Annotated in this window: 16 protein-coding genes; 8 read left to right on the top strand and 8 right to left on the bottom strand. The window is 75.5% G+C overall.

Annotated elements, in window-relative coordinates; translation table 11 throughout:
• From ACZ45Q_RS05030 to ACZ45Q_RS05005, 6 genes are read left to right on the top strand one after another with little or no spacing between them, the layout of a single operon-like run.
• Positions 1-1,380 (top strand): O-antigen ligase family protein, encoded by a 1,380-nt coding sequence (locus tag ACZ45Q_RS05030; RefSeq protein ID WP_468255017.1) that lies wholly within the window; start codon positions 1-3, stop codon positions 1,378-1,380.
• On the top strand, positions 1,338-3,113 hold the full coding sequence (gene murJ, locus ACZ45Q_RS05025) for a murein biosynthesis integral membrane protein MurJ (protein ID WP_468255014.1): 1,776 nt from the start codon (positions 1,338-1,340) through the stop codon (positions 3,111-3,113). The genes ACZ45Q_RS05030 and murJ overlap by 43 nt, the downstream gene beginning before the upstream one ends.
• A 55-nt stretch (positions 3,114-3,168) precedes the next feature.
• A complete protein-coding gene (locus ACZ45Q_RS05020; protein ID WP_468255335.1) occupies positions 3,169-3,858 on the top strand; it encodes a polysaccharide deacetylase family protein in 690 nt (229 codons plus the stop codon).
• A gap of 4 nt (positions 3,859-3,862) precedes the next feature.
• A complete protein-coding gene (locus ACZ45Q_RS05015; protein WP_468255012.1) occupies positions 3,863-5,023 on the top strand; it encodes a glycosyltransferase in 1,161 nt (386 codons plus the stop codon).
• Entirely contained in the window at positions 5,020-5,724 is a 705-nt protein-coding gene (locus ACZ45Q_RS05010) for a YveK family protein (RefSeq protein ID WP_468255009.1), read from the top strand. Before ACZ45Q_RS05015 ends, ACZ45Q_RS05010 begins: the two co-directional genes overlap by 4 nt.
• Positions 5,721-6,821: a GNAT family N-acetyltransferase gene (locus tag ACZ45Q_RS05005; RefSeq protein ID WP_468255007.1), complete on the top strand. Its 1,101-nt coding sequence runs from the start codon at positions 5,721-5,723 to the stop codon at positions 6,819-6,821. Before ACZ45Q_RS05010 ends, ACZ45Q_RS05005 begins: the two co-directional genes overlap by 4 nt.
• Before the next feature lie 22 nt (positions 6,822-6,843).
• Here ACZ45Q_RS05005 and ACZ45Q_RS05000 read toward each other — a convergent pair whose 3' ends face one another.
• Positions 6,844-8,157 carry a glycoside hydrolase family 26 protein gene (locus tag ACZ45Q_RS05000; RefSeq protein ID WP_468255004.1) on the bottom strand — a complete coding sequence of 438 codons (1,314 nt, stop codon included), beginning with the start codon at positions 8,155-8,157 and terminating at the stop codon, positions 6,844-6,846.
• Positions 8,158-8,305: 148 nt separating this feature from the next.
• Here ACZ45Q_RS05000 and ACZ45Q_RS04995 point away from each other — a divergent pair, with 148 nt between their 5' ends.
• Complete coding sequence (locus ACZ45Q_RS04995; RefSeq protein ID WP_468255002.1) at positions 8,306-9,607, top strand: carboxylate--amine ligase; 1,302 nt, start codon at positions 8,306-8,308, stop codon at positions 9,605-9,607.
• 336 nt (positions 9,608-9,943) lie between these two features.
• On the opposite strand, the gene ACZ45Q_RS04990 is transcribed toward ACZ45Q_RS04995, so the two are convergent.
• The 3 genes from ACZ45Q_RS04990 to ACZ45Q_RS04980 form a co-directional block, all read right to left on the bottom strand.
• Positions 9,944-10,822, bottom strand: coding sequence for a chaplin (locus tag ACZ45Q_RS04990; protein WP_468254999.1), 879 nt, complete (start codon positions 10,820-10,822; stop codon positions 9,944-9,946).
• A 107-nt stretch (positions 10,823-10,929) separates the two neighbouring features.
• Positions 10,930-11,157 carry a chaplin ChpD gene (chpD, locus tag ACZ45Q_RS04985; protein ID WP_468254996.1) on the bottom strand — a complete coding sequence of 76 codons (228 nt, stop codon included), beginning with the start codon at positions 11,155-11,157 and terminating at the stop codon, positions 10,930-10,932.
• A gap of 285 nt (positions 11,158-11,442) precedes the next feature.
• Positions 11,443-11,841, bottom strand: a complete 399-nt coding sequence (locus tag ACZ45Q_RS04980) for a rodlin (RefSeq protein WP_468254993.1) — start codon at positions 11,839-11,841, stop codon at positions 11,443-11,445.
• A gap of 249 nt (positions 11,842-12,090) precedes the next feature.
• Between ACZ45Q_RS04980 and ACZ45Q_RS04975 the strand changes: the two genes are divergently transcribed.
• A complete protein-coding gene (locus tag ACZ45Q_RS04975) occupies positions 12,091-12,483 on the top strand; it encodes a rodlin (protein WP_468254990.1) in 393 nt (130 codons plus the stop codon).
• A gap of 80 nt (positions 12,484-12,563) precedes the next feature.
• On the opposite strand, the gene ACZ45Q_RS04970 is transcribed toward ACZ45Q_RS04975, so the two are convergent.
• The 4 genes from ACZ45Q_RS04970 to ACZ45Q_RS04955 form a co-directional block, all read right to left on the bottom strand.
• Positions 12,564-14,489, bottom strand: coding sequence for an AMP-dependent synthetase/ligase (locus tag ACZ45Q_RS04970; RefSeq protein WP_468254987.1), 1,926 nt, complete (start codon positions 14,487-14,489; stop codon positions 12,564-12,566).
• Positions 14,490-14,617: 128 nt separating this feature from the next.
• A complete protein-coding gene (locus tag ACZ45Q_RS04965) occupies positions 14,618-16,171 on the bottom strand; it encodes a vWA domain-containing protein (protein ID WP_468254984.1) in 1,554 nt (517 codons plus the stop codon).
• Between the two features lie 144 nt (positions 16,172-16,315).
• Entirely contained in the window at positions 16,316-17,179 is an 864-nt protein-coding gene (locus ACZ45Q_RS04960; RefSeq protein WP_468254981.1) for an ABC transporter permease, read from the bottom strand.
• A gap of 3 nt (positions 17,180-17,182) precedes the next feature.
• The gene (locus ACZ45Q_RS04955) at positions 17,183-19,831 is read right to left on the bottom strand and encodes a CocE/NonD family hydrolase (protein ID WP_468254978.1); all 2,649 of its coding nucleotides are present in this window, start codon (positions 19,829-19,831) and stop codon (positions 17,183-17,185) included.
• Between the last annotated feature and the right edge of the window lie 184 nt (positions 19,832-20,015).

Raw genomic sequence — 20,015 nt, 5'->3', positions numbered from 1 at the left:
GTGAGCCTCGCCCTGCCCCGGTCCGCGGTGAGCGTGCGGAGCCTGCCGCCGGCGACCGCCGTGGTCGCCGTGGTGGCGCTGCTGGCCGTGCCGCTCGGGCCGGGCGGCGAGGGCGGGGCGCACCCGGCCGACGCCGTCTCCGCGCTGGCGGTGCTCTACTGCGCCCTGCGCCTGCTGCGGGACCGGCGGCGCCCCCTGACGCCTGCCGCCGCCGTGGTGCTCGGGCTGCCCGTGGCCGGGCTCGCGCTCGCCGCCATGGGCGCCGCCCCGGGGGCCGGGCTCACCGGGCTCGGCCGGTACCTCCAGGTCTTCGTGCTCGTCCCCGCCGCCGTGGTGCTGCTGGTCCGCGACCGTCGGGACGTACGGCTGATCGCCTGGTCGACGGTGGGGCTGGCGCTGTGGCAGGGGGCGTTCGGCGTGCACCAGTACCTCACCGGGACCGGCGCCTCGTACCAGGGTGAACGCGTCCGGGCGGTGGGCACCTTCGGGGCGCAGGACGTGATGGGGATGGCCACGGTCGTCTCCCTCGGCGTGGTGTGCGCGCTGGGCCTGGCCCTGGGCCGGTCCGGCCCGCGGCACCGGGTGGCCGCCGCCGGGTGCGCGCTGGCGCTGCTGCTGCCGCTGGCGGTGTCCTTCAGCCGCGGGGCGTGGATCGCCACGGCGGTGACCTGCGCGGCGCAACTGCTGCTGGCCGGGGTGCGGCGGGCGGTGACGGTGGGGGCGGCGGCCCTCGCGGCGGGCGTGGTGCTGATCGGCGGGTTCGGGCTGGGCACGGCGATGCTGGAGGAGCGCGTCGACAGCATCACCCGGGTCACCGACGCCCCCGACCGGTCGGTGACCGACCGCTACACGATGTGGGCGGCGGCCGTCGGCATGTGGCGCGAGCAGCCGCTGACCGGCGTGGGCCTCAAGGGCTTCCCCGAGCACCGCGACTCGCACGCCTCCCTGGCGCTCAGCTCCGGCAGCGAGACCGACGGCGCGGGCGCGGGGTACGTGAAGCAGCCGCTGCTGTCGCCGCACAACATGTACCTGCTCGTCCTCGCCGAGCAGGGGCTGCTGGGACTGCTCGCCCTCGCCGGGAGCTGGTCGGCCCTGCTCGTCCTGGGCCTGCGCCGGCTGCGGCACCCCGGGGGCCCGGACGCGCGCCCGTGCGGCCAGCGGGGCCGCCCCGGGCCCACGCGCGAGCGACCCGACGCCGAGCGGGGCCGCCGCGGGCCCGATGACTGCGGGCTGATCGCCTGCGGGCTGCTGCTGTGGCAGCTGACGAACTTCGCGTACGCCGACATCGGCGGCCCCACCACCGTGCTGACCGCCGTCTGTCTCGGCCTGGCGGCCTGGTGGGCGCTCGCGTCCGGCCGGGAGGAGGTCCCGGCACGGTGAAGGCGACCACGCGGGCCGACGGCGCGGCGACCGTGCCGCCCGCCCGGACCGCCACCGCCCCGGCCGAGGGCACCCGCCCGACCCGCGGCTTCCTCGCCAAGGCCACCGCGATCACGGCCGCGCTGTCCGTCGCCGGGTCCGTGCTCGGGCTGGCGCGGGACCAGTCGCTGGCCCGGCTGTTCGGGGCCGGCGGCGAGACGGACGCGTTCCTGGTGGCGTGGACGGTGCCCGAGTTCGCGGCGACGCTGCTCATCGAGGACGGGCTGGCGTTCGCCCTGGTCCCGATGTTCAGCCTGGCCCTGGCCCACCGCGCGCAGGGCGCCGCCGGGGACCCGGTCCGCGCCCTGGTCGCCGGCACCCTGCCCCGGCTGCTGCTCGCCTTCGCCGCGGTCGCCGCGCTGGTCGTCCTCGGCGCCGACCCGCTGGTGCGGGCCCTCGCGCCCGGCCTGCCCGAGCACGCGCTCGCCGTGGACTGCACCCGGATCACCGCGACCTGCGTGGTGAGTTTCGGGCTCGCCGGGTACTTCAGCGCGGCCCTGCGCGCGCACCGCCGGTTCCTGGCACCCGCCGCGATCTACGTCGCCTACAACGCCGGCATCATCGCCGCGATGGTCCTGCTGGGCGGGCGGCTCGGCGTCCGGGCGGCGGCGGTCGGTGTCGCGGCGGGCGGCTGTCTGATGGTGGCGACCCAACTGCCTTCGCTGCTCGGGCGGTTGCGCAGTCCGGCGGATGGCGCCGGGCGGTCGTCCGGGGCCGGGAGCGGCGCCGCGAGCCAGGCCGGGAACGGCGCCGGCGGCGGGGCGCCGGCGCCGGGGTCCCCCGCGGCCGGCGACGCGACGCGCCCGCTGGCCCTCGCCCTGTTCACGACCGTGCTGCTGTTCGCGCTGTGCCGGCAGTCCCAGGTCCTCATCGAGCGCTTCCTCGCCTCGAACCTCCCCTCCGGGGCCATCTCGCACCTCAACTACGCGCAGAAGGTCGCGCAGATCCCGATGACGCTGTCGCTGATGCTGTGCACGGTCACCTTCCCGGTGGTCGCGCGGGCGCTGGCCGACGGCGACACCGGGCGGGCCCGCGACCGCGTGGAACGGGACGTGGCGCTGGCGGCCTGCCTGGTGCTGCTGGGCGCGGCCACGGTGATCGCCTGCGCCCCCGAGATCATCGAACTGCTCTTCCAGCGGGGCGCGTTCACGGCCCGCGACACGGCGGCGACGGCGGCCGTGATGCGGGTGTACGCCCTCGGACTGCTCGGCCAGACGGTGGTGGGCGCGCTCGCCCGCTCCTACTTCTCCGCGGGCCGGGCCAGCTGGTACCCGCTCGGCGCGATGGCCGTCGGCATCGCCGTCACCGCCGTGACCGGCGCGTCGGCGGTCGGCCCCTGGGGCGTGACCGGCATCGCCGCCGCCAACGCCGCCGGGATCACCGTCACCGCCGGGCTGCTGCTGGCCGGCATGGGGCCGCGCAGCGTCCCGGTCCGCGTCCGGCGGATGCTGGGCGGCCTCGGCCGCGCGTCCCTCGCGGCGGCCGGTGCCACGGCCGCGGGCGCGGTGACCGCGGCCCGGCTCGACGCTCCCGTCCTCGCCCTCGCCGCCGGCACCGCGACCGTCACCGGCGTCTTCGCCCTCCTCGGCCTGGCCCTGGGCGCGCCGGGCGTCGCCCGTGCACTCCGCTTCCTCCGGTCCGTCCGCACCCTCACACGAAGGCTCCCGCATGGCCGCTTCCGCAAGCTTCGTTGAGCCCCGTACCCGCCCCCGCACCGAAGGCACCCGGGCCCGCGCGCCCTGGGTGGCGATGTACCACTCCGTCGGCGACCGCTCGGACGACCCCTACCGGATCACCGTCACCCCCGAACGGCTCGACGCCCAGCTCGGCTGGCTGCGGCGGCACGGGCTGCGCGGCGTGTCCATGGCCACGCTGCTCAGGGCCCGCGCCCGCGGTGAGGGCCGGGGCCTGGTCGGCCTGACCTTCGACGACGGGTACGCCGACTTCGTCGAGCACGCCCTGCCCCGGCTGCGCCGCTGGGCCTGCGGCGCCACCCTGTTCGTGCTGCCCGGCCGGCTCGGCGGCTTCAACGCCTGGGACCCGCTGGGCCCGCGCAAGCCGCTGCTGACCGCCGACGGCATCCGCCGCGCCGCCGCCGAGGGCGTCGAGATCGGCTCCCACGGGCTCACCCACGTCGACCTGACGCAGGCCGACGACGCGACGCTGAAGGCGGAGACCGCCGGGAGCCGCGAGCTGCTCGCGGAGCTGACGGGCACCGAGGCCGCCGGGTTCTGCTACCCGTACGGCACCGTCGACGCCCGCGCCGTGCAGGCGGTGAGCGACGCCGGCTACTCGTACGCCTGCGCCATCGACCCCGGCCCGCTGACCGGCCGGCACGCCCTGCCGCGGGTGCACGTCGGGCAACAGGACACGGCCGTACGGCTGCTGCTGAAGACCCGGCTGCACCGGCTGCGCCGGCGCCCGGCGGAAGGGGTGTGATCCGGTGACCGCCGTCAAGATCCTGCACGTCATCACCGGCCTCGGCGTCGGCGGCGCCGAGCAGCAACTGCGGCTGCTGCTGCGCCACCTCCCCCTGCGCTGCGACGTCGTCACGCTCACCAACCCGGGCCCGGTCGCCGACGGGCTGATGGCCGACGGGGTGCCGGTGGTCCACCTCGGCATGAACGGCAACCGGGACCTGGCCGCCCTGCCCCGCCTGGTCCGGCTCATCCGGGCCGGCGGCTACGACCTGGTGCACACCCACCTGTACCGCGCCTGCGTCTACGGCCGGATCGCCGCACGCCTCGCGGGCGTCCGCGCGATCGTGGCCACCGAGCACTCCCTCGGCGACTCCCAGATGGAGGGCCGCCCGCTCACCGCCGGGGTCCGCGCCCTGTACCGGGCCGGGGAGCGGCTGGGCAGCGCCACCGTCGCAGTCTCCCCCACGGTCGCCGACCGCCTCGCCCGCTGGGGCGTGCCCGGGTCGCGCATCGAGGTCGTTCCCAACGGCATCGACCTGGCCCGCTTCGGCTTCGACCCGGTCGCCCGCCACCGCACCCGCCGCCGCCTCGGCCTGCCGGAGGGGGCGTACGTCGTCGGCGGCATCGGCCGGCTGACGGCGGGCAAGCGGTTCGACGTCCTGGTCCGCGCCCTGGCCCGGCTGCCGGAGGACTGCTGGCTGCTGCTGGTCGGCGGCGGCCCGGAGGAGCACCTGCTGCGCCGCACCGCCCACGAGGCGGGCGTCGCCGACCGGGTGCTGCTCGCCGGGGAGCGCCCCTACCTGCCCGACGGCTCCCCCGGCCCCGACCTGCCGTCGCTGGCCTCGGCGATGGACGTGCTCGCCTCGCCGTCCCCCGAGGAGGCGTTCGGCCTGGCGATCGTGGAGGGCCTCGCCTGCGGGCTGCCGGTGGTGTACGCCTCGTGCCCCGCGATCGAGGACCTGCCCCCGCAGGCCGCGCCGGCCGCCCGCCGGGTGCCCTGCGACGACGCCGAGTTCGCCCGTGCCCTGGCCGGTGTCCGCGCCGCGGGACCCGGTCCGCGCACCGCGCCGGAGGCCGCCCGGCACTACTGCATCACCCGCAGCGCCGCCCAGCTGATGGACGTGTACGCCGCCGCCCTCACGCAACCGTTGTCCCCGGTACCCCAGGGAGTCAGTTCCGTATGACCGACAACCCCGCCCCCACCGCACGACGCAGGGCCGCCCTGGCCGCCCGTGTCCGCGCCCTGCCGCCCTGGTCCCTGGTGGTGTCCTGCGCCCTGGCCGGGGGACTGCTGGGCGGCGGCTACGGCCTGGCCCGCACGCCCCAGTACACGGCCACGAGCTATGTCGTCGCCGTCCCCACCGAGAAGTCCGACCCTGCGGCGGCGCTGGGCTTCGCGCAGGCCTACGGGCGCGTCGCCACCCAGCTCGCGGTGCTCGGGGACGCGCAGGTGTGGGCCGGGGTGCCGGTGCGCACGCTGCGCGAGAGCGTGCGGGCTCAGACCTCACCGGACGCGCCGATGGTGTCCGTGACGGCCACCTCCGCCCGCCCCGGCCCGGCCGCCGACATGGCCAACGCCGTCGCCCGCGCGCTGACCCGGCACGCGGACGCCTCGGCCGACGACACCAACGTGGAGCTGCGGCAGTTCGCCCGGGCCACCGAACCGGCCGAGCCCTCCTCGGCCCCGGCCGCGGTGACCGGCCTGGTCGGGGCGAGCGCGGGCGGCCTGCTCGGCGGTCTCGCCCTGCTGGTGCGGCCCCGCCGGCCCGACGGCCGCACGGCTCGGGCCGGCCACGCCGCCGCGGCCGTACCGGGCCCCGCCTCCGCGCCGGCGCCGGCCCCGGCCGCCGCCTCCGCCGCCTCCGACGCGCACGGGCCGTCGTGACGTACACGACCGAACTGGTCACCGACGCGCGCCGCTTCGCCGAGCTGGCGGCGGACTGGGGGCGGCTGTACCGGCGGTGCGCGACGGCCACCCCCTTCCAGAGCCACGCCTGGCTGCACTCCTGGTGGCTGTCGTACGGCCGGCCCGGACGGCTGCGGCTGGTGCTGGCCCGCGACGGCCGGGAGCTGGTCGGCGCCGCCCCGCTGATGCGCGGACACGGCCCGGTGCCCGCGCTGGTCCCGCTGGGCGGGGCGATCTCGGACCACGGCGACGTCCTGCTGGACGACGCACGCGGCCCGGAGGCGGTGGCCGCGCTCAGCCGGGCGCTGTCCTCGGCCGCCCGCACCGCGCTGGTCGACCTGCGCGAGGTCCGGCCGGGCGCCGCCGCCGAACGGGTCTACGACCACTGGCGGGGGCCCCGGCGCCGGGTCGACGACTCCGTCTGCCTGGAGCTGCCCGCCGTACCGCTGGCGGAACTCACCGCCCGGCTGCCCTCGGCCAAGGCCCGGCAGCGGGTGCGAGCCAAGCTGCGCAAGCTGGCCGCCCTCGGCGTCAAGAGCCGGACGGTCCTCCCGGAGGAGGTGGAGCCGGCCCTGCACCGGCTGCTGGAGCTGCACCGGTTGCAGTGGGCGGGCCGGAAGGTGACGAGCGAGCACCTGCGGCCCCGGTTCCGCGCGCACCTGGTGCGGTCGGTGGGGCCGATGGTCCGTGCCGGGGACGCGGTGGTGACCGAGTTCCGGCTGGCCGACGAGGTCGTCGCCGTCGACGTGACGCTGCTGTCCCGGCGGCTGGCGGGCGGCTATCTGTACGGTGCCCATCCCGGGCTGCGCGAACGCGGGGCCGACGTGGCGGTGATGCTGCTGGACGCCTGCGCCGAGCACGCGTGCGACGGGGGCCGCGAGACGCTGAGCCTGCTGCGCGGCGACGAGCCGTACAAGCACCACTGGCGCCCGCGGCCGGTGGTCAACCAGCGGCTGCTGCTCGCCCGGCGGCACACGGCCCCGCTCCTGACCGCCGCCCTCGGTGGTGCCGCCGCGCGCCGCCGGGCGAGGGAACTGCTGCGCCGGAGGGAGGGCGAGGGTGGCGGCGGGTCCTGAGCGGGCCCGCCGCCGGGTGCCGCTAGCGGGTGCGCGACCACCAGTCCAGGCGCATGCACAGCTTGCCGCCCAGCCAGTACTCGACCCAGTCGCCGAGGTCCAGCGGCGAGCAGTCGGCCGGGGGCCGCTGCCCGGTGGGCGCCGACGGCTGCGGGGTCGGCACCGGGCTGGGCTCCGGGGCCGGCGGTGTGCTGGGCCCGGGGTCCGGTCCGTCGGTGCGGCCGGACAGGACGGAGCGGTAGACGGCGGAGGCCCGCGGGTTGTCGTCGCACTGCCACACGCCGTGCGGGCAGTAGTCGGTGAGGGTGTGGTACAGCGGCTTGTACTCGTCCATCCAGGCGAGCATGCCCTTCATGTACGCCGGGTTGTCGCCGTTGCGGAACAGTCCCCACTCGGGGTACGAGACGGGCTTGCCGTGCCGCGCGGCGAACTCCACGTGCGCCCTGAGGCCGTAGGGCTCCTCGACCTGTTCCTCGAACGACATGCCGCGCGGCTGGTCGTAGGCGTCCATGCCGATGATGTCGACGGTGTCGTCGCCCGGGTAGCACTCCGTCCACGGAACGGCGTCCCGGCCGCGGCTCGGCGTGAAGTCGAACCGGAACTTCTGGCCGGGCACCGCGCGCATGGCGGTGACGATCCGGTTCCAGTACGTCTTCCAGGCCTGCGGGTCCGGCCCGCAGCGGTGGGTGTACGTGGTGCCGTTCATCTCCCAGCCGAGCACGATGACGGTGTCCGGCACGTCCAGCGCCACCAGCCGTTCGGCCAGCGCCCGGAAGTGGTGGTCGAACCGTCCGGCCGCCCCCTGGCGGAGCAGCGCGCGGACCTCGTCGTCGTCGAGGCCCTCCTCGTTGCGCTCCAGCATGGGCACGTTGAGGACGAGCATCCGGTCGGCCTCGTGCCGGCGCCAGTCCGCCCACACGTCCAGGAAGCCGGGGGCGCCCTCGATGTTGCTCCAGCGGTCGCCGGGCAGGTAGGTGTGACCGACCTTCAGTTCGGCGCCGCCCAGCCAGTGGCTGAGCTCGGCCATCCGGGCCACGCCGCGGGGGCCGTAGTCCAGGTAGGCGCCGAAGGCGGGCGCCGCGGCGGCCGGCGGCTTGGGCTGCGCGGACGCCGGGGGCGCGGTGGGGGGCGGCGCCGGTGCCGTGCTGCCGTGCGGTGCCGGTGGCGGGGTGGAGGGGACGGGCGGTGCCGTGGGGGCCGGGGCGGGCGGCTGCTCGGCGGCGACCTGCGGGGCCGCCGCCAGGACCGCGGACGCCGCGACCGCCGCCGCGACGCACGCCAGCCCCCGGGACCGGGCCCGAGGCCGCGCTGGCGGCTGAGGCCGCTGTGGTGCCATGCCGGCTCCTTACTCCGCGCTTCGTTTCGTTACTGACACCCAGTCATATGAATGGCGATCACGCCACCGCCGCTACGGCTTTCGAGTGCGTCGATCGCCCGCACCGGTGAACCGACCCCATCCTCCCGACCCGAAGGAACACACTCCCGTGCCGCTGCTCGACACCCGCGTCCCCGCCGTCCTGCTGCGGATCGACCGCAACCCCTTCCACCACGGAACACTCGGCGCCGTGCGCTCGCTGGGCCGCGCGGGCGTGGCGGTGCACCTGGTCGCCGACTGTGCGAACAGTCCCGTCGGCGCGTCCCGCTACGTGGAACGGCTGCACACCCCGCCGCCGCCCGGCGCGTCCCCGGCGGAGATCGCGGCCGTGCTGCGCCGGGTGGCCGCGCGGGTGGCGCGTCCCGCCGTGCTGGTCCCGATGGACGACGCGTGCGCGGTGGCGGTGGGGCGGACGCGGGCGGAGCTGGCGCCCGCCTATCTGCTGCCCGACCTGGCCGGCTCGCTGCCGGAGCGGGTGGCCGACAAGGCGGAACTGGCCGCCGTGTGCGCGTCGCTCGGTGTCGACCACCCGGAGACGGTGGTGCCGGACGGTCCCGACGACGCCGCGTCGGCCGCCCGGCGGCTGGGGCTGCCGGTGGTGGCCAAGTGGAGCCGGCCGTGGCTGCTGCCGGCGGGCAGCGGGCTGCGCAGCACGGTGCTGGTGCGGGAGCCCCGGGAGGCGCGGGAGCTGTGCCGGCGGGCGGAGGAGGCGGGGAGTCGTCTGCTGTTGCAGGAGTTCCTGCCGCCGGGGGCGGGCCGGGACTGGTTCTTCCACGGGTACGCCGACCGGTCGGGGACCGTGCGGGCGGGCGGGACCGGCCGCAAGACGCGGTCACGGCCGCGCGGGGCCGGGCTGACGGCGATGGGGCGCTGGGTGCCGAACCCCGAGGTGCGGGCGCTGGCCGAGCGGGTCGCCGGGGAGCTGGGCTACCGGGGCATCTTCGACCTGGACTTCCGCCGCTGCGCCGCGGGGCGCTACCACCTGCTGGACTTCAATCCGCGTCCGGGAGCGCAGTTCCGGCTCTTCGCCGACGCCGCGGGGGTGGACGTCGTGCGGGCCCTGCATCTGGATCTGACCCATCGTCCGGTGCCGGACCAGGTGGCGGTGCCGGGGCGGGCGTTCGTGGTGGAGAACTACGCGCCGCTCGGTGCGCTGCGGCCGGTACGGGGAGGGGGGCCGGGGCGGGAGCTGGCCTGGCATGCGCGGGACGACCGGGGGCCGGGGCGGGCGCTGTGGGGGCTGTGGGGGCGGCACGTGGTGGGGCGGCTGGGGCAGCGGATGCGGAGGAAGGCGGGGGCCGGGCGGGCCCCGGCTCCCCGCGAGGTGCCGCGCGGCGTGGCACGCGTGCCGGGGCAGGCGACGCCTGCGGAGCCGACGGAGCGGCCCGACGAGCGGGCGGGCAGCCGCTGAGGGGGCGCCGGGTGCGTGGGGCGCCCGGCGCTGCGACCGGCGTCGGGGCGTTGCGCAGCCCGGCGGAACGGGGTGCCGCCCGCGCCCACCCGTGCCGCCCCAGCGGCACGACTGCCCGCGGCTGGGCGGCAGCCTGCCCGCGGATGGGCGCCTGCCCGCGGGTGGGCGGCGGGAATGCGCGCGGATGGGCGGCAGCCTGCCCGCGGGTGGGCGGCGGGACTGCGCGCGGATTGCGGCAGTCGGGCCGTGGGCTGCGGCAGCCGGGGTGCGGGCGCCGGCTCGGCGGCCTGGCTGCTCGCGGGGCAGTCGGTCGCCGGGCCGGCGTTCTTGGGCGGGTCAGCGGCGGGCTGTCGCCCGGGCTCGGCGGTAGAGGACGGCGCCGGTTGCGAGCAGGGCGGTGCTGGCGGCTGCGGCGCCGGTCAGGGGCAGGTCGCTGCCGGTCTCGGGGAGCGACGGCGGCTGCTGCTCGCCTCCCGGCGGCGGGACCTCCTCGGCCGGCGGCGGGGGCTCCTCCTCACCGGACGGCGGGGGCGTGTGCTCGCCCTCGGGCGGCGTGGGGGGCGGCGTGTGCTCCGTGGGCGGAGGAGACGTCGGAGGCGTCGTGGGCGGGGACGGCGGAGGCGTGTCGTCGTCGCCGTAGCCGGGCGGGGTCTCCTTCCCCCCCGTCTCGCACGAGTTGCCGAACACCGGGTTCAGCAGCCCGATGAGGTTCGCCGTGTTGCCGCAGACGTTCACCGGCACGCCGATCGGCACCTGGGCGTCGTTGCCCGAGCCGACGCCGGGCGAGCCCCCGGTGTGGCCGCGCGCGGAGGAGCCGGACGGCGTGTGAACCTGGTCGCCGTGACCGGGGCCGCCGTGGCCCGGACCGCCGTGGCCGGGGCCACCGTGGCCGGGACCGCCGTGGCCCTTGTCGCCGTGGCCCGGACCACCGTGACCGGGGCTGCCGTGACCGGGACCCCCGTGGCCGTCGGTGGAGGTGTTCGCGCAGGCGTTGCCGAACGCCGGGTTCAGGGCGGCGATCACGTCCACGGTGTTGCCGCAGGCGTTCACCGGCACGTCGACCGGCACCTGGGCCGCGTTGCCGGACACGGCGCCCGGCGAGTTCTTGGCGGCCCCGTCCGCCTCGGAGTCGGCCAGGGAGGGGCTGCCGCACAGGGAAAGGACACCGGTCGCGGCGGCTGCCACGACCACTCCCCTGCTCAGGGTCTGTCGCACTCTCGTTGTCTTCCTGCTTGAAGAAGTGGGAAAAGGCCGGCCCCGGTACCAAACGAGTTGGCCAGGGCCGGCCGTTACGCAGCCGGACGGCTGGTGCGGGAGCGACGTCAGTCGTTCTCGCACTCGTTGCCGAACGCCGGGTTCAGGGCGGCGATGACGTTCACCGTGTTGCCGCACACGTTCACCGGAACGTGGACGGGAACCTGGACGACGTTGCCGGACAGGACGCCCGGGGAGTGCACGGCGGCACCCTCGGCGCCCGCGTCGGCGATGGCCGGGGACGCCATGCCCAGGACCATGATCGCGCCCGCGACGACAGCAGCGCTCTTCTTCATGAACTTTCCCTTCTCTGCGGTCATGCCTGAGTGACGGCCGAAACCGAGCGAGCACAGCATTCACGGCTCGCACCATGACCTGCAGCCTGCAAACGAGGAATTGACGGCCGGAGAAACTGCGGAACGTGTGACCCCGGGAAATTCACTCGAATGACCCGGAAGGCAGCACGGCCGTACGCCCGGAAGAGCGATGACGTCGTTCCAGGTGCCCGCCGAATACGGGCTGAGCACGACCGGGCGGCCCGCACCGAATCCGCGGGCCGCCCGATACGGGCGGGATACGACTCAGTTGTTGGTCTCGCCGTTCGCCGACAGAACCGCCAGGTCCTCCAGGACGTGCGAGATCGCGCCGTCCCGCTTGGCCTGAGTGGAGTTGTCGTCACACTGCTGGGCCAGGTCGTCCGACAGGATCGGCACGTCCTGGATGGGCACGATGTTGATGACGGCGACGTTGATGTCCTCCAGCGCGGCGCACGGCTTGTTCAGCGTGCCGTCGACGAGCGAGAGCTGCGGGCTCATGTCGCCGTCGGTCGACGAGTTGCCGAACGCCGACTTGGCACCGTTGCCGTTGGCCACCGTCGGGCCCTGGTCGTCCCCGATGGCAAGCGCCGACGGAGCAGCCGCCACCGACATACCGACGACAGAAGCTGCGGCCGCCGCGGCGACCATTGCCTTCTTGAGCACTTCGCGTTCCTTTCCTCGTAGCGACGCTCTGTCCTACGGCCTCATCAACCCGGTGCCGTCGGAATGGTTGCGGGCGTTCACCCGGTTGGCCCCCTGCGAGTTCGGAGACCGGCGAAAGCAACCGGTTCGGAGACGCTCGCACAAACACCCCGGTATCGGCCGACGGAGTGAACGGGAGAAACCCGGAAGGGGGCGTGGAGTTGACCAGTGCGCTCCGGTGGACGGGGTTTCCTCAGAAAGGACTGGCGAATGATCAAGAAGGTTGTTGCCTACGCGGCGATCGCCGCTTCCGTCGTGGGTGCCTCCGCTGCCGCGGCCCCGCAGGCGATGGCGCTCGGTGACGACAGCGGGCCGGTCGGCGCCAACGGCAATGGCGCTGCGCAGTACTACGGCAACTCGGCGACCTACGGGAACATGAGCCCGCAGATGGCGCTGATCCAGGGCTCCTTCAACAAGCCCTGCCTCGCCCTTGAGGACATCAACGTCCCGGTCGTCAACCTCGTGCCGATCCAGGACATCCCGATCCTGTCGGACGACATGAACCAGCAGTGCGCGGAGAACTCCACGCAGACCAAGCGCGACGGTGCGCTGGCCCACCTGCTGGAGGACGTGTCGATCCTGTCGGCCAACAGCGAGGACTGACGAGCGCGACGAGCGCGCGAGGGGCGGGCGGTCCGGGACTCCGGGCCGCCCGCCCCTGTGCCGTGTGCGCGCCCGTGGCGTCAGCGGCCCTGTGCGTACAGGGCTTCGATCTCCGCCGCGTACGCCGTCACCGCGGCCTGCCGTTTGACCTTCAGCGACGGGGTGAGCAGGCCGTTCTCCTCGGTGAACTCGCCGTCGACGATGCGGAAGGCGCGGATGGACTCGGCGCGGGAGACGGCCCGGTTGGCGTGGTCGACGGCCTTCTGCACGTCGGCGACCATCCGCGGGTCGCGGGCCAGCTCGGACAGCGGGGTGCCGGCGGGCAGCTTGCGGACCGCCAGCCAGTGGGCGACGGCGTCCGGGTCGAGGGTGATCAGGGCGCCGACGTAGGGCCGGTTGTCGCCGACGACGAGGCACTGGCCGACCGGCGGACGGCTGCGCAGCCGGTCCTCCAGGACGGCCGGGGAGACGTTCTTGCCGCCGGAGGTGACCAGCAGGTCCTTCTTGCGGCCGGTGATGGTCAGATAGCCGTCGGCGTCCAGGGAGCCGAGGTCGCCGGTGGCGAACCAGCCGTCGTCGAGGGCCGCTTCGGTGGCGGCCGGGTTGTTCCAGTACGAGCCGAAGACGATGCCGCCCTTGATGTGCACCTCGCCGTCGTCGGCGATGCGGACCGCGGTGCCGGGGACGGGCCGGCCGACGGTGCCGGGGCGGGGGCCCAGCGGCGGTACGACGGTGGCGGCGGCGGTGGTCTCGGTCAGGCCGTAGCCCTCGTAGACCATGATCCCGGCGGCGTAGAAGAAGAGGTTGAGGTCCCGCTCCAGCGGGGAGCCGCCGCTGATGGCGTAGCGCATCCGGCCGCCCAGTTCCTTGCGGACCCGGCGGTAGACCAGCAGGTCGTACAGCGCCCACGCCGCTCGCAGTCCGGGGCCGGGGCCCTTGCCTCGGCCGAGGAAGCGGTTCAGGTGGGCCTCGCCGAAGCGGACGGCGATGCGGTGGGCGCGGTCGAAGGACGCGCCGCGGCCGAGTTTCTCGGCGGTCGCCCGGCCCGTGTCGTGGATCTTCTCGAAGAGGTAGGGGACGCCGACGAGGAAGGTGGGGCGGAACGCCTTGAGCGCGGGGCGGAGTTCGTCCGGTTTGATGCTGGGGAAGTGGCCGACCTCGATGCGGGCCATCAGGCAGGCGATCTGGATGGTGCGGCCGAGGATGTGGGCCAGGGGCAGGAACAGCAGCGTCGAGGCGGTCTGGCCGGTGACCTCCTTGAAGATCGGGTGCAGCAGTTCCACCGTGTTGGCGGCCTCGGCGTGCAGGTTGGCGTGGGTGAGGACGCAGCCCTTGGGGCGGCCGGTGGTGCCGGAGGTGTAGCAGATCGTCGCGACCGTGTCGGGGGTCAGCGCGGTGCGGCGCTTGGTGACCTCCTCGTCGGGGACGTCCCGGCCGAGGGTGACGAGGTCGTCCAGTGCCCCGGCGTCCAGTTCCCAGGTGCGGGGGCGTTCGGGGTGGTCCGCCGTGCCGGTGAGGACGGCGGCGGTGTTGCCGGCGGTCTCGGTGACGACGTGCCGGGCGCCGGAGTCGCGGACGATCCACTCGACCTGGTCGGCCGAGGAGGTCGGGTAGACGGGGACGGTCTGGCCGCCGGCGGACCAGATCGCGAAGTCCAGGACCGTCCACTCGTAGCGGGTGCGGGACATGACGGCGACCCGGCCGCCGGGCTCCAGGCCGGCGGCGATCAGTCCCTTGGCCACGGCGGTGACCTCGCGGGCGAAGTCCGCCGCGGTCACGGGACGCCAGGTGCCGGCCGTCTCCCGGCGCAGCAGCACCGCGTCGGGGGCCTCGGTGGCGTTGGTGAACGGAATGTCGGCGGTGCTGCCGGTGGCGGGGCGGGGCGCCAGCGGCGGGGTGCGGGCCTCGCGGACCGTGCCGTCGGCGTCCCTGACGGTCTCGGTTCTGCCGCGGGACGCCAGGTCGCTGTGGCGCTTGGCCCGTTTCAGATCCTTGCGTACGCCCATGGCGGCTCCCGGTCGCGGACGGTGGCTGACGTTCCGGCTGGCTTACTTACTCCAGAGTCAACTTACTCATGCGTAAGAAAGTCAAGCGTTCGGAAAGACACCGGTCCCGGGCGGCGCCGCGTTCCCGCTCACATCAGGCGGTTCGCGGTCTCGATCGCCTCGGCCAGTCCGCGGACGTCCCGGTCCCGGGTGCGGTCCGCCAGGTCGTCCGCCCGCTCGGCGAGTTCACCGAGGCCGGGCGCGCCGGGCAGGGTGCCGCCGCGGCCGTCGGCGGAGCGGAGGGCGTCGGCGAACCAGGCGGCGGTGGCGGTGACCCGCAGGCCGCGGCCGGCGCTCCAGACGGAGGCGTCGAGGGCGTCGGTCTCCACGTCGCCGGACTCCTCGTGCGGGGCGCGGGTGGCGGGGTCGAGCCAGCGGACGGTGGCGGTGGCCAGGTGGCCGTCGGCGCCCGGCCGGGTGCGCACGGCGTAGAGGGCGGTGACCGTGTGGCCGGGGCCGATCTCGCCGCCGTCCACCCGGTCGTCGCGGAAGTCCTCGTCGGCGACGCGCCGGTTGTCGTAGCCGACGAGCCGGAACTCGGCGACCGTCTGCGGGTCGAAGGCCACCTGGGCCTTGGCATCGCGGGCGGTCAGCTCGATGTGCCGGGGCAGTTGCTCGCTGAAGACCTCGTGGGCCTCGTCGCGGTCCGAGACGTAGGTGGTGTGGCCGTCGCCCCGGTCGGCGAGGCGTTCCATCAGGGCGTCGCCGTAGTCGCTGCCGACGCCGACGCCGAAGAGGGTGATGCCGTGCTCGCGGCGCTCGTCCGCGATGCGTTCGAGGATGGTGTCGGGGTCGGTGTCACCGGTGTTGGCGAGGGCGTCGGAGACCAGGACGACCCGGTTGGTGGCGCCCTCGCGCAGGCCCTCGACGGCCGTGTCGTAGCCGGTCTCCACGCCCGCGCCCAGGTTGGTGGAGTCGGTGGGCTCCAGGCCGTCGACGGCGTCGTGGATCTCGTCGCGGTTGCCGTCGAGGCGGGTCATGGGCAGGACGGTCTCCGCCTCGTCGCTGAAGGTGACGACGGCCACCGAGTCGTCGTCGCGCAGCCGGTCGGTCATCACGCCGAGGGCGTCCTGGGCGAGGTCGAGACGGCCGGGCTCGGCCATGGAGCCGGAGATGTCGATGACGAACGTCAGGGCGGCGGGCGGACGTTCGTCCTGGGCCCCGGCGTCCCGGGTGGCCAGCCCCACGCGGACCAGGGACCAGTCGTCCTCGCTGGTGCGGGCGCCGTCGACGGTCACCGTGAAGCCGTTGCCGCCGGGGCGTTCGTAGTCCTGCCGGAAGCTGTTGACGAACTCCTCGGGGCGGACCGTCGCCGGGTCGGGGAGCCGGCCCTCGGACAGGGTGCGGCGGGCGTAGCCGTAGGAGGCGGTGTCGACGTCGAGGGCGAAGGTGGACAGCAGGTCCCGGTCCCGCTTCTCGTCGTACCGGTCGTCGCCGTGTCCGCCGGTGCCGCGGTCGCGGTCGGCGGGCGGCCCCGGAAGGGCGGGGGCCGGACCGCCGCCGCCCCCGCGCTGCGCGCCGTCGGCCCTGCTGCCCCGGTCCTCGCCGCCGCCCCCGCTGCATCCGGTGAGCAGCAGTGCCCCCGCCGTCGAGAGGGCGAGCAGTGCCCCGCGCGTCCGCCGTGTCCCGTGCCGCCTCACCATGCGTGCCCCCTCGGTCCGTTGACGCCGACGTACGTGACTGTGACGGGGCGGGGGGACGGATCGTGCGGCACGGGGCGTCACGGGTGCGTCTCGAAGTGGGCACGGCGGGGGCCGGCCGAGACCGGTAGGTGATCCTCCGTTGACCTAGGAGACCACGTCCTTGCGGGCGAAACCCCGGAAGGCCAGGGCGAACAGCACGAGCGCGTACGTTATCGACAGCGACGTGCCCTGGATCATGCGCGTGAGGTCCAGTTCGGGCCGGACGGCGTCGAGCCACGCGTACTGCCAGTGCGCGGGCAGGAGGGAGCGCCACTCGCCGAGCGCCGTCACCTCGTCCAGGACGTTGCCGATGATGGTCAGGCCGACGGCGCCGCCGACCGCGCCGAGGGGGGCGTCCGTCTTCGTGGAGAGCCAGAACGCCAGGGCGGCGGTGACCAGTTGGGACACGAAGACGTAGGCCACCGTCAGCGCCAGGCGTTCGGCCGCGGTGCCGGTGGACAGGGCGCCGCCGGTGGGCAGCTGCAACGGGCCCCAGCCGTAGGCGACGGTGCCGACGGCGAGCGCCACGGCGGGCAGCAGCACGATCGCCGCCAGGCTGAGGGCGAGGCCGACGACCAGCTTGGACAGCAGCAGGCGGGCGCGCGGCACCGGCGCGGCCAGCAGGTAGCGCAGCGACGACCAGCTCGCCTCCGAGGCGACGGTGTCCCCGCAGAACAGGGCGACGGGCACGACGAGCAGGAATCCGGCGGAGGCGAAGAGGGTGACGGCGGCGAAGTTGGCGCCGGAGGCCGTGGCCGAGTCCATCAGGGTGATGCGTCCGGGCTGGCCCTCCGGTTCGCCGCCGACCGCGAAGGCGATCAGCAGGACGAAGGGCAGGGCGAACAGGATGGCGCCCATGACCAGGGTGCGGCGCCGCTTGAGCTGCCGGACCAGCTCGACCCGCACGGGCAGCGTACGGCTCGCGCGGTAGCCGTGGGCCACGTCGGCGCGGTCGGCCAGCGTGCTCATGCGTCAGTCTCCGATCAGGGTGAGGAAGGCGTCTTCGAGCCGGTGATGCGGGCCGACCGACTCCACGGGCACGTCCATGCGGACCAGTTCGGCGATCAGCCGCCGCGGGGTGCCGTCCCGGTCGAGGCGGACCAGCAGCCCGTCGTCGGTGCGCGCGGCGGAGGCCACCCCCGGCAGCGCGGCGACCTTGTCCACCACGGGGGCGTCCACCGGCTCGGCGGTGCCCACCAGCAGCGTGTCGCCGGAGCCGACGATGTCGCGGACCGGTCCGGCCTGGACGAGCCGGCCGTGGTCCATCACCACCAGGTGGGTGCAGGTCTGTTCGACCTCGGCCAGCAGATGGCTGGAGACGATCACCGTGCGGCCGGCGGCCGCGTAGCGGATCATCACCTCGCGCATCTCGCGGATCTGCGGCGGGTCCAGGCCGTTGGTCGGCTCGTCCAGGATCAGAAGGTCGGGCAGGCCGAGCATGGCCTGGGCGATGGCGAGGCGCTGGCGCATGCCCTGGGAGTAGGTGCGCACCGCGCGGGCCAGCGCGTCGCCGAGGCCGGCGATCTCCAGGGCCTCCTCGATGTGGGCGTCCTGCGGCGGGCGGCCGGTCGCCCGCCAGTACAGGTCGAGGTTCTCCCGTCCGGACAGGTGGGGCAGGAAGCCGGCGCCCTCGACGAAGGCGCCGACCCGGGAGAGGACGGGGGCGCCCGGCGCGATGGCGTGCCCGAAGACGCGGATCTCGCCGCCGTCCGGGGTGATCAGGCCCATCAGCATGCGCAGGGTGGTGGTCTTCCCGGCGCCGTTCGGCCCGAGCAGGCCCAGCACCTGGCCCTGCTCCACGCGGAAGGACAGGTCGCGGACCGCGTACCGGTCGGTGGACTTGGCGTACCGCTTGGTCAGGCCGGTGATCTGGAGCGGGACCTCGGCGAGGGCGGGGTCGGGCGGGGGCGCCGTTGTGCGGCGGCGGGCCGTCAGCAGCAGGGCCGCGGCGAGGGCGGCACCGGCGAGCGGCGCCCACCAGACCCACGCCGGGAGCTGTGCCGCCCGGTCGGTGGCGCCGAGGGCGGTCGGCACCTTCAGGGGGCCGGTGGCGGAGACCGTGTACGTCGCCGGTGAGGCCGGTGAGGCGTAGCCGAGGTCGGTGGAGGACAGGACCAGGCGGAGCCGGTGGCCGTCCTGCACCTCGTGGTCGATGGCGGGCAGGGTGAGCGTCACGTCCTTGCCCGCCTCGGCGCCCTCGACCCGGACCGGGGCGACGAGCTGGGCGGGGAGCACCTGCCCGGCTCCGTCGGGGCCGACGTCGTAGACCTTGGCGAACAGGACGGCGTCCTCGCTGGTGGACTTCACGTGCACGGTGGCCGTGGGGGAACCGGTGATCTGGAGGTCGCCGCGGACGGGCGCGGTCTCGAAGGCGGCGAACTGGCCCGGGAAGTCCAGGGAGACGCCGAGGCCGAGGGAGGACAGCTGGGCCAGGCCGCCGGAGGCGCCGAGGCCGGGCAGGCCGGAGACGGCGGGCGGGCCGGCGCCGGCCGGGTTGTCGAAGCTCTGCTCCCGGCCGCGCAGTTCGAGGGAGCGGGGTTCGCCGCCGAGGCCGGGGTAGGCGTCGGCGGAGACGCCTTCGAGGCGGGGCTCGCCGTCGCCGCTGCCGGTGCCGAGGGTGCGGGTGACCCGGAAGGCGGGGCCGGTGCCGGCCGACTCCTCGCCCTTGAGGTAGCGGTCGAACCAGGCCGTGACGCGGGCCTGGACGCGGCCGGTCTCGGGGTCGCCGCCGTCGTGGCCGCCGGCGATCCAGTCGACGGCGACCGGGGCGCCGTTGGCCCGGATCGCCCGGGCGGCGGCGTCGGCCTGGCCGAGCGGGAAGAGGGAGTCCTGCTGGCCCTGGAGCAGCAGCGCGGGGACGTCGATGCGGTCACCGACGGCGGACGGTGAGCGCTTCTCCAGCAGCTCGCGCGCCTCGGCGTCCGGGGTGCCGGACTCGGCGACGCGCTGGTACATCCGGCACAGCCGCTCCTCGAACTTCTCGCAGCCGCCGCCCATGGTGACGAAGACGCCCGCCCACAGCTTCTTGAGCACGCCGTCGGGGAAGAGGGCGTCCGCGAGGTTCCAGTACGTGATCGCCGGGGCGATGGCGTCGACCCGGTCGTCGTGCCCGGCGGCCAGCAGGGCGATCGCGCCGCCGTAGGAACCGCCGGCCATGCCCACCCGGGGGTCGCCGTCGCCGTCCAGTTCGACCTGCGGCTGCTTCGCCAGCCAGTCGATCAGCCGGGAGACGTCGGCGACCTCGTCGTCCGGGGCGTTGAGGCCGATCTTCCCGGTGGACCTGCCGAATCCGCGGGCCGACCAGGTCAGCACCGCGTACCCGTCGCGGGCCAGGCGCTCGGCCTGCTCGCGGGCGTCGGCCTTGCTGCCGCCGAAGCCGTGCGCCAGCAGGACGGCCGGGCGGCGGCCGGCGGGGCCCGCCGTGAAGTACGAGGTGTCCAGGCGCACTCCGTCGCCGACGGTCACGACCCGGTCGGTGCGCTGCACCGGGGGCGCGTCGTCGGAGGCGGCGACGGCCGTCCACGTACCGGCACCGGCGAGTACGGCGACGGCGGCCCCGGCGGCGAGCAGCCGCCGGGGCCGCCGCAGCAGCCCTCGCAGTCCGGGCAGTCGAAGATCCATGCGTCCACGGTACGGGGCGCCACCGACAGGCGACGGCGCCCCGGGGCTGAACTCCCCGGCCTCCCCTGGGCGTACGGCGCCGGGGGGGGGGGGGGGGGGGGGGGGGGGGGGGGGGGGGGGGGGGGGGGGGGGGGGGGGGGGGGGGGGGGGGAGGGGAGGGGAGGGGGGGGGAGGGGGAGGGGTG

This window comes from Streptomyces sp. NPDC031049 (assembly GCF_055571015.1).
The sequence above is the reverse complement of the archived record's forward strand: the minus strand, read 5'-3'. Positions and strand labels throughout refer to the sequence as shown.

Bases quoted from the DNA above. Each gene is read 5' to 3' on its own strand.
- ACZ45Q_RS05010 (WP_468255009.1), top strand. From the start codon at position 5,020: ATGACCGACAACCCCGCCCCCACCGCACGACGCAGGGCCGCCCTGGCC.
- ACZ45Q_RS05000 (WP_468255004.1), bottom strand. From the start codon at position 8,157: ATGGCACCACAGCGGCCTCAGCCGCCAGCGCGGCCTCGGGCCCGGTCC.
- ACZ45Q_RS04975 (WP_468254990.1), top strand. From the start codon at position 12,091: ATGATCAAGAAGGTTGTTGCCTACGCGGCGATCGCCGCTTCCGTCGTG.
- ACZ45Q_RS04960 (WP_468254981.1), bottom strand. From the start codon at position 17,179: ATGAGCACGCTGGCCGACCGCGCCGACGTGGCCCACGGCTACCGCGCG.
- chpD (WP_468254996.1), bottom strand. From the start codon at position 11,157: ATGAAGAAGAGCGCTGCTGTCGTCGCGGGCGCGATCATGGTCCTGGGC.
- ACZ45Q_RS04955 (WP_468254978.1), bottom strand. From the start codon at position 19,831: ATGGATCTTCGACTGCCCGGACTGCGAGGGCTGCTGCGGCGGCCCCGG.
- ACZ45Q_RS04965 (WP_468254984.1), bottom strand. From the start codon at position 16,171: ATGGTGAGGCGGCACGGGACACGGCGGACGCGCGGGGCACTGCTCGCC.
- ACZ45Q_RS04970 (WP_468254987.1), bottom strand. From the start codon at position 14,489: ATGGGCGTACGCAAGGATCTGAAACGGGCCAAGCGCCACAGCGACCTG.
- ACZ45Q_RS05020 (WP_468255335.1), top strand. From the start codon at position 3,169: ATGTACCACTCCGTCGGCGACCGCTCGGACGACCCCTACCGGATCACC.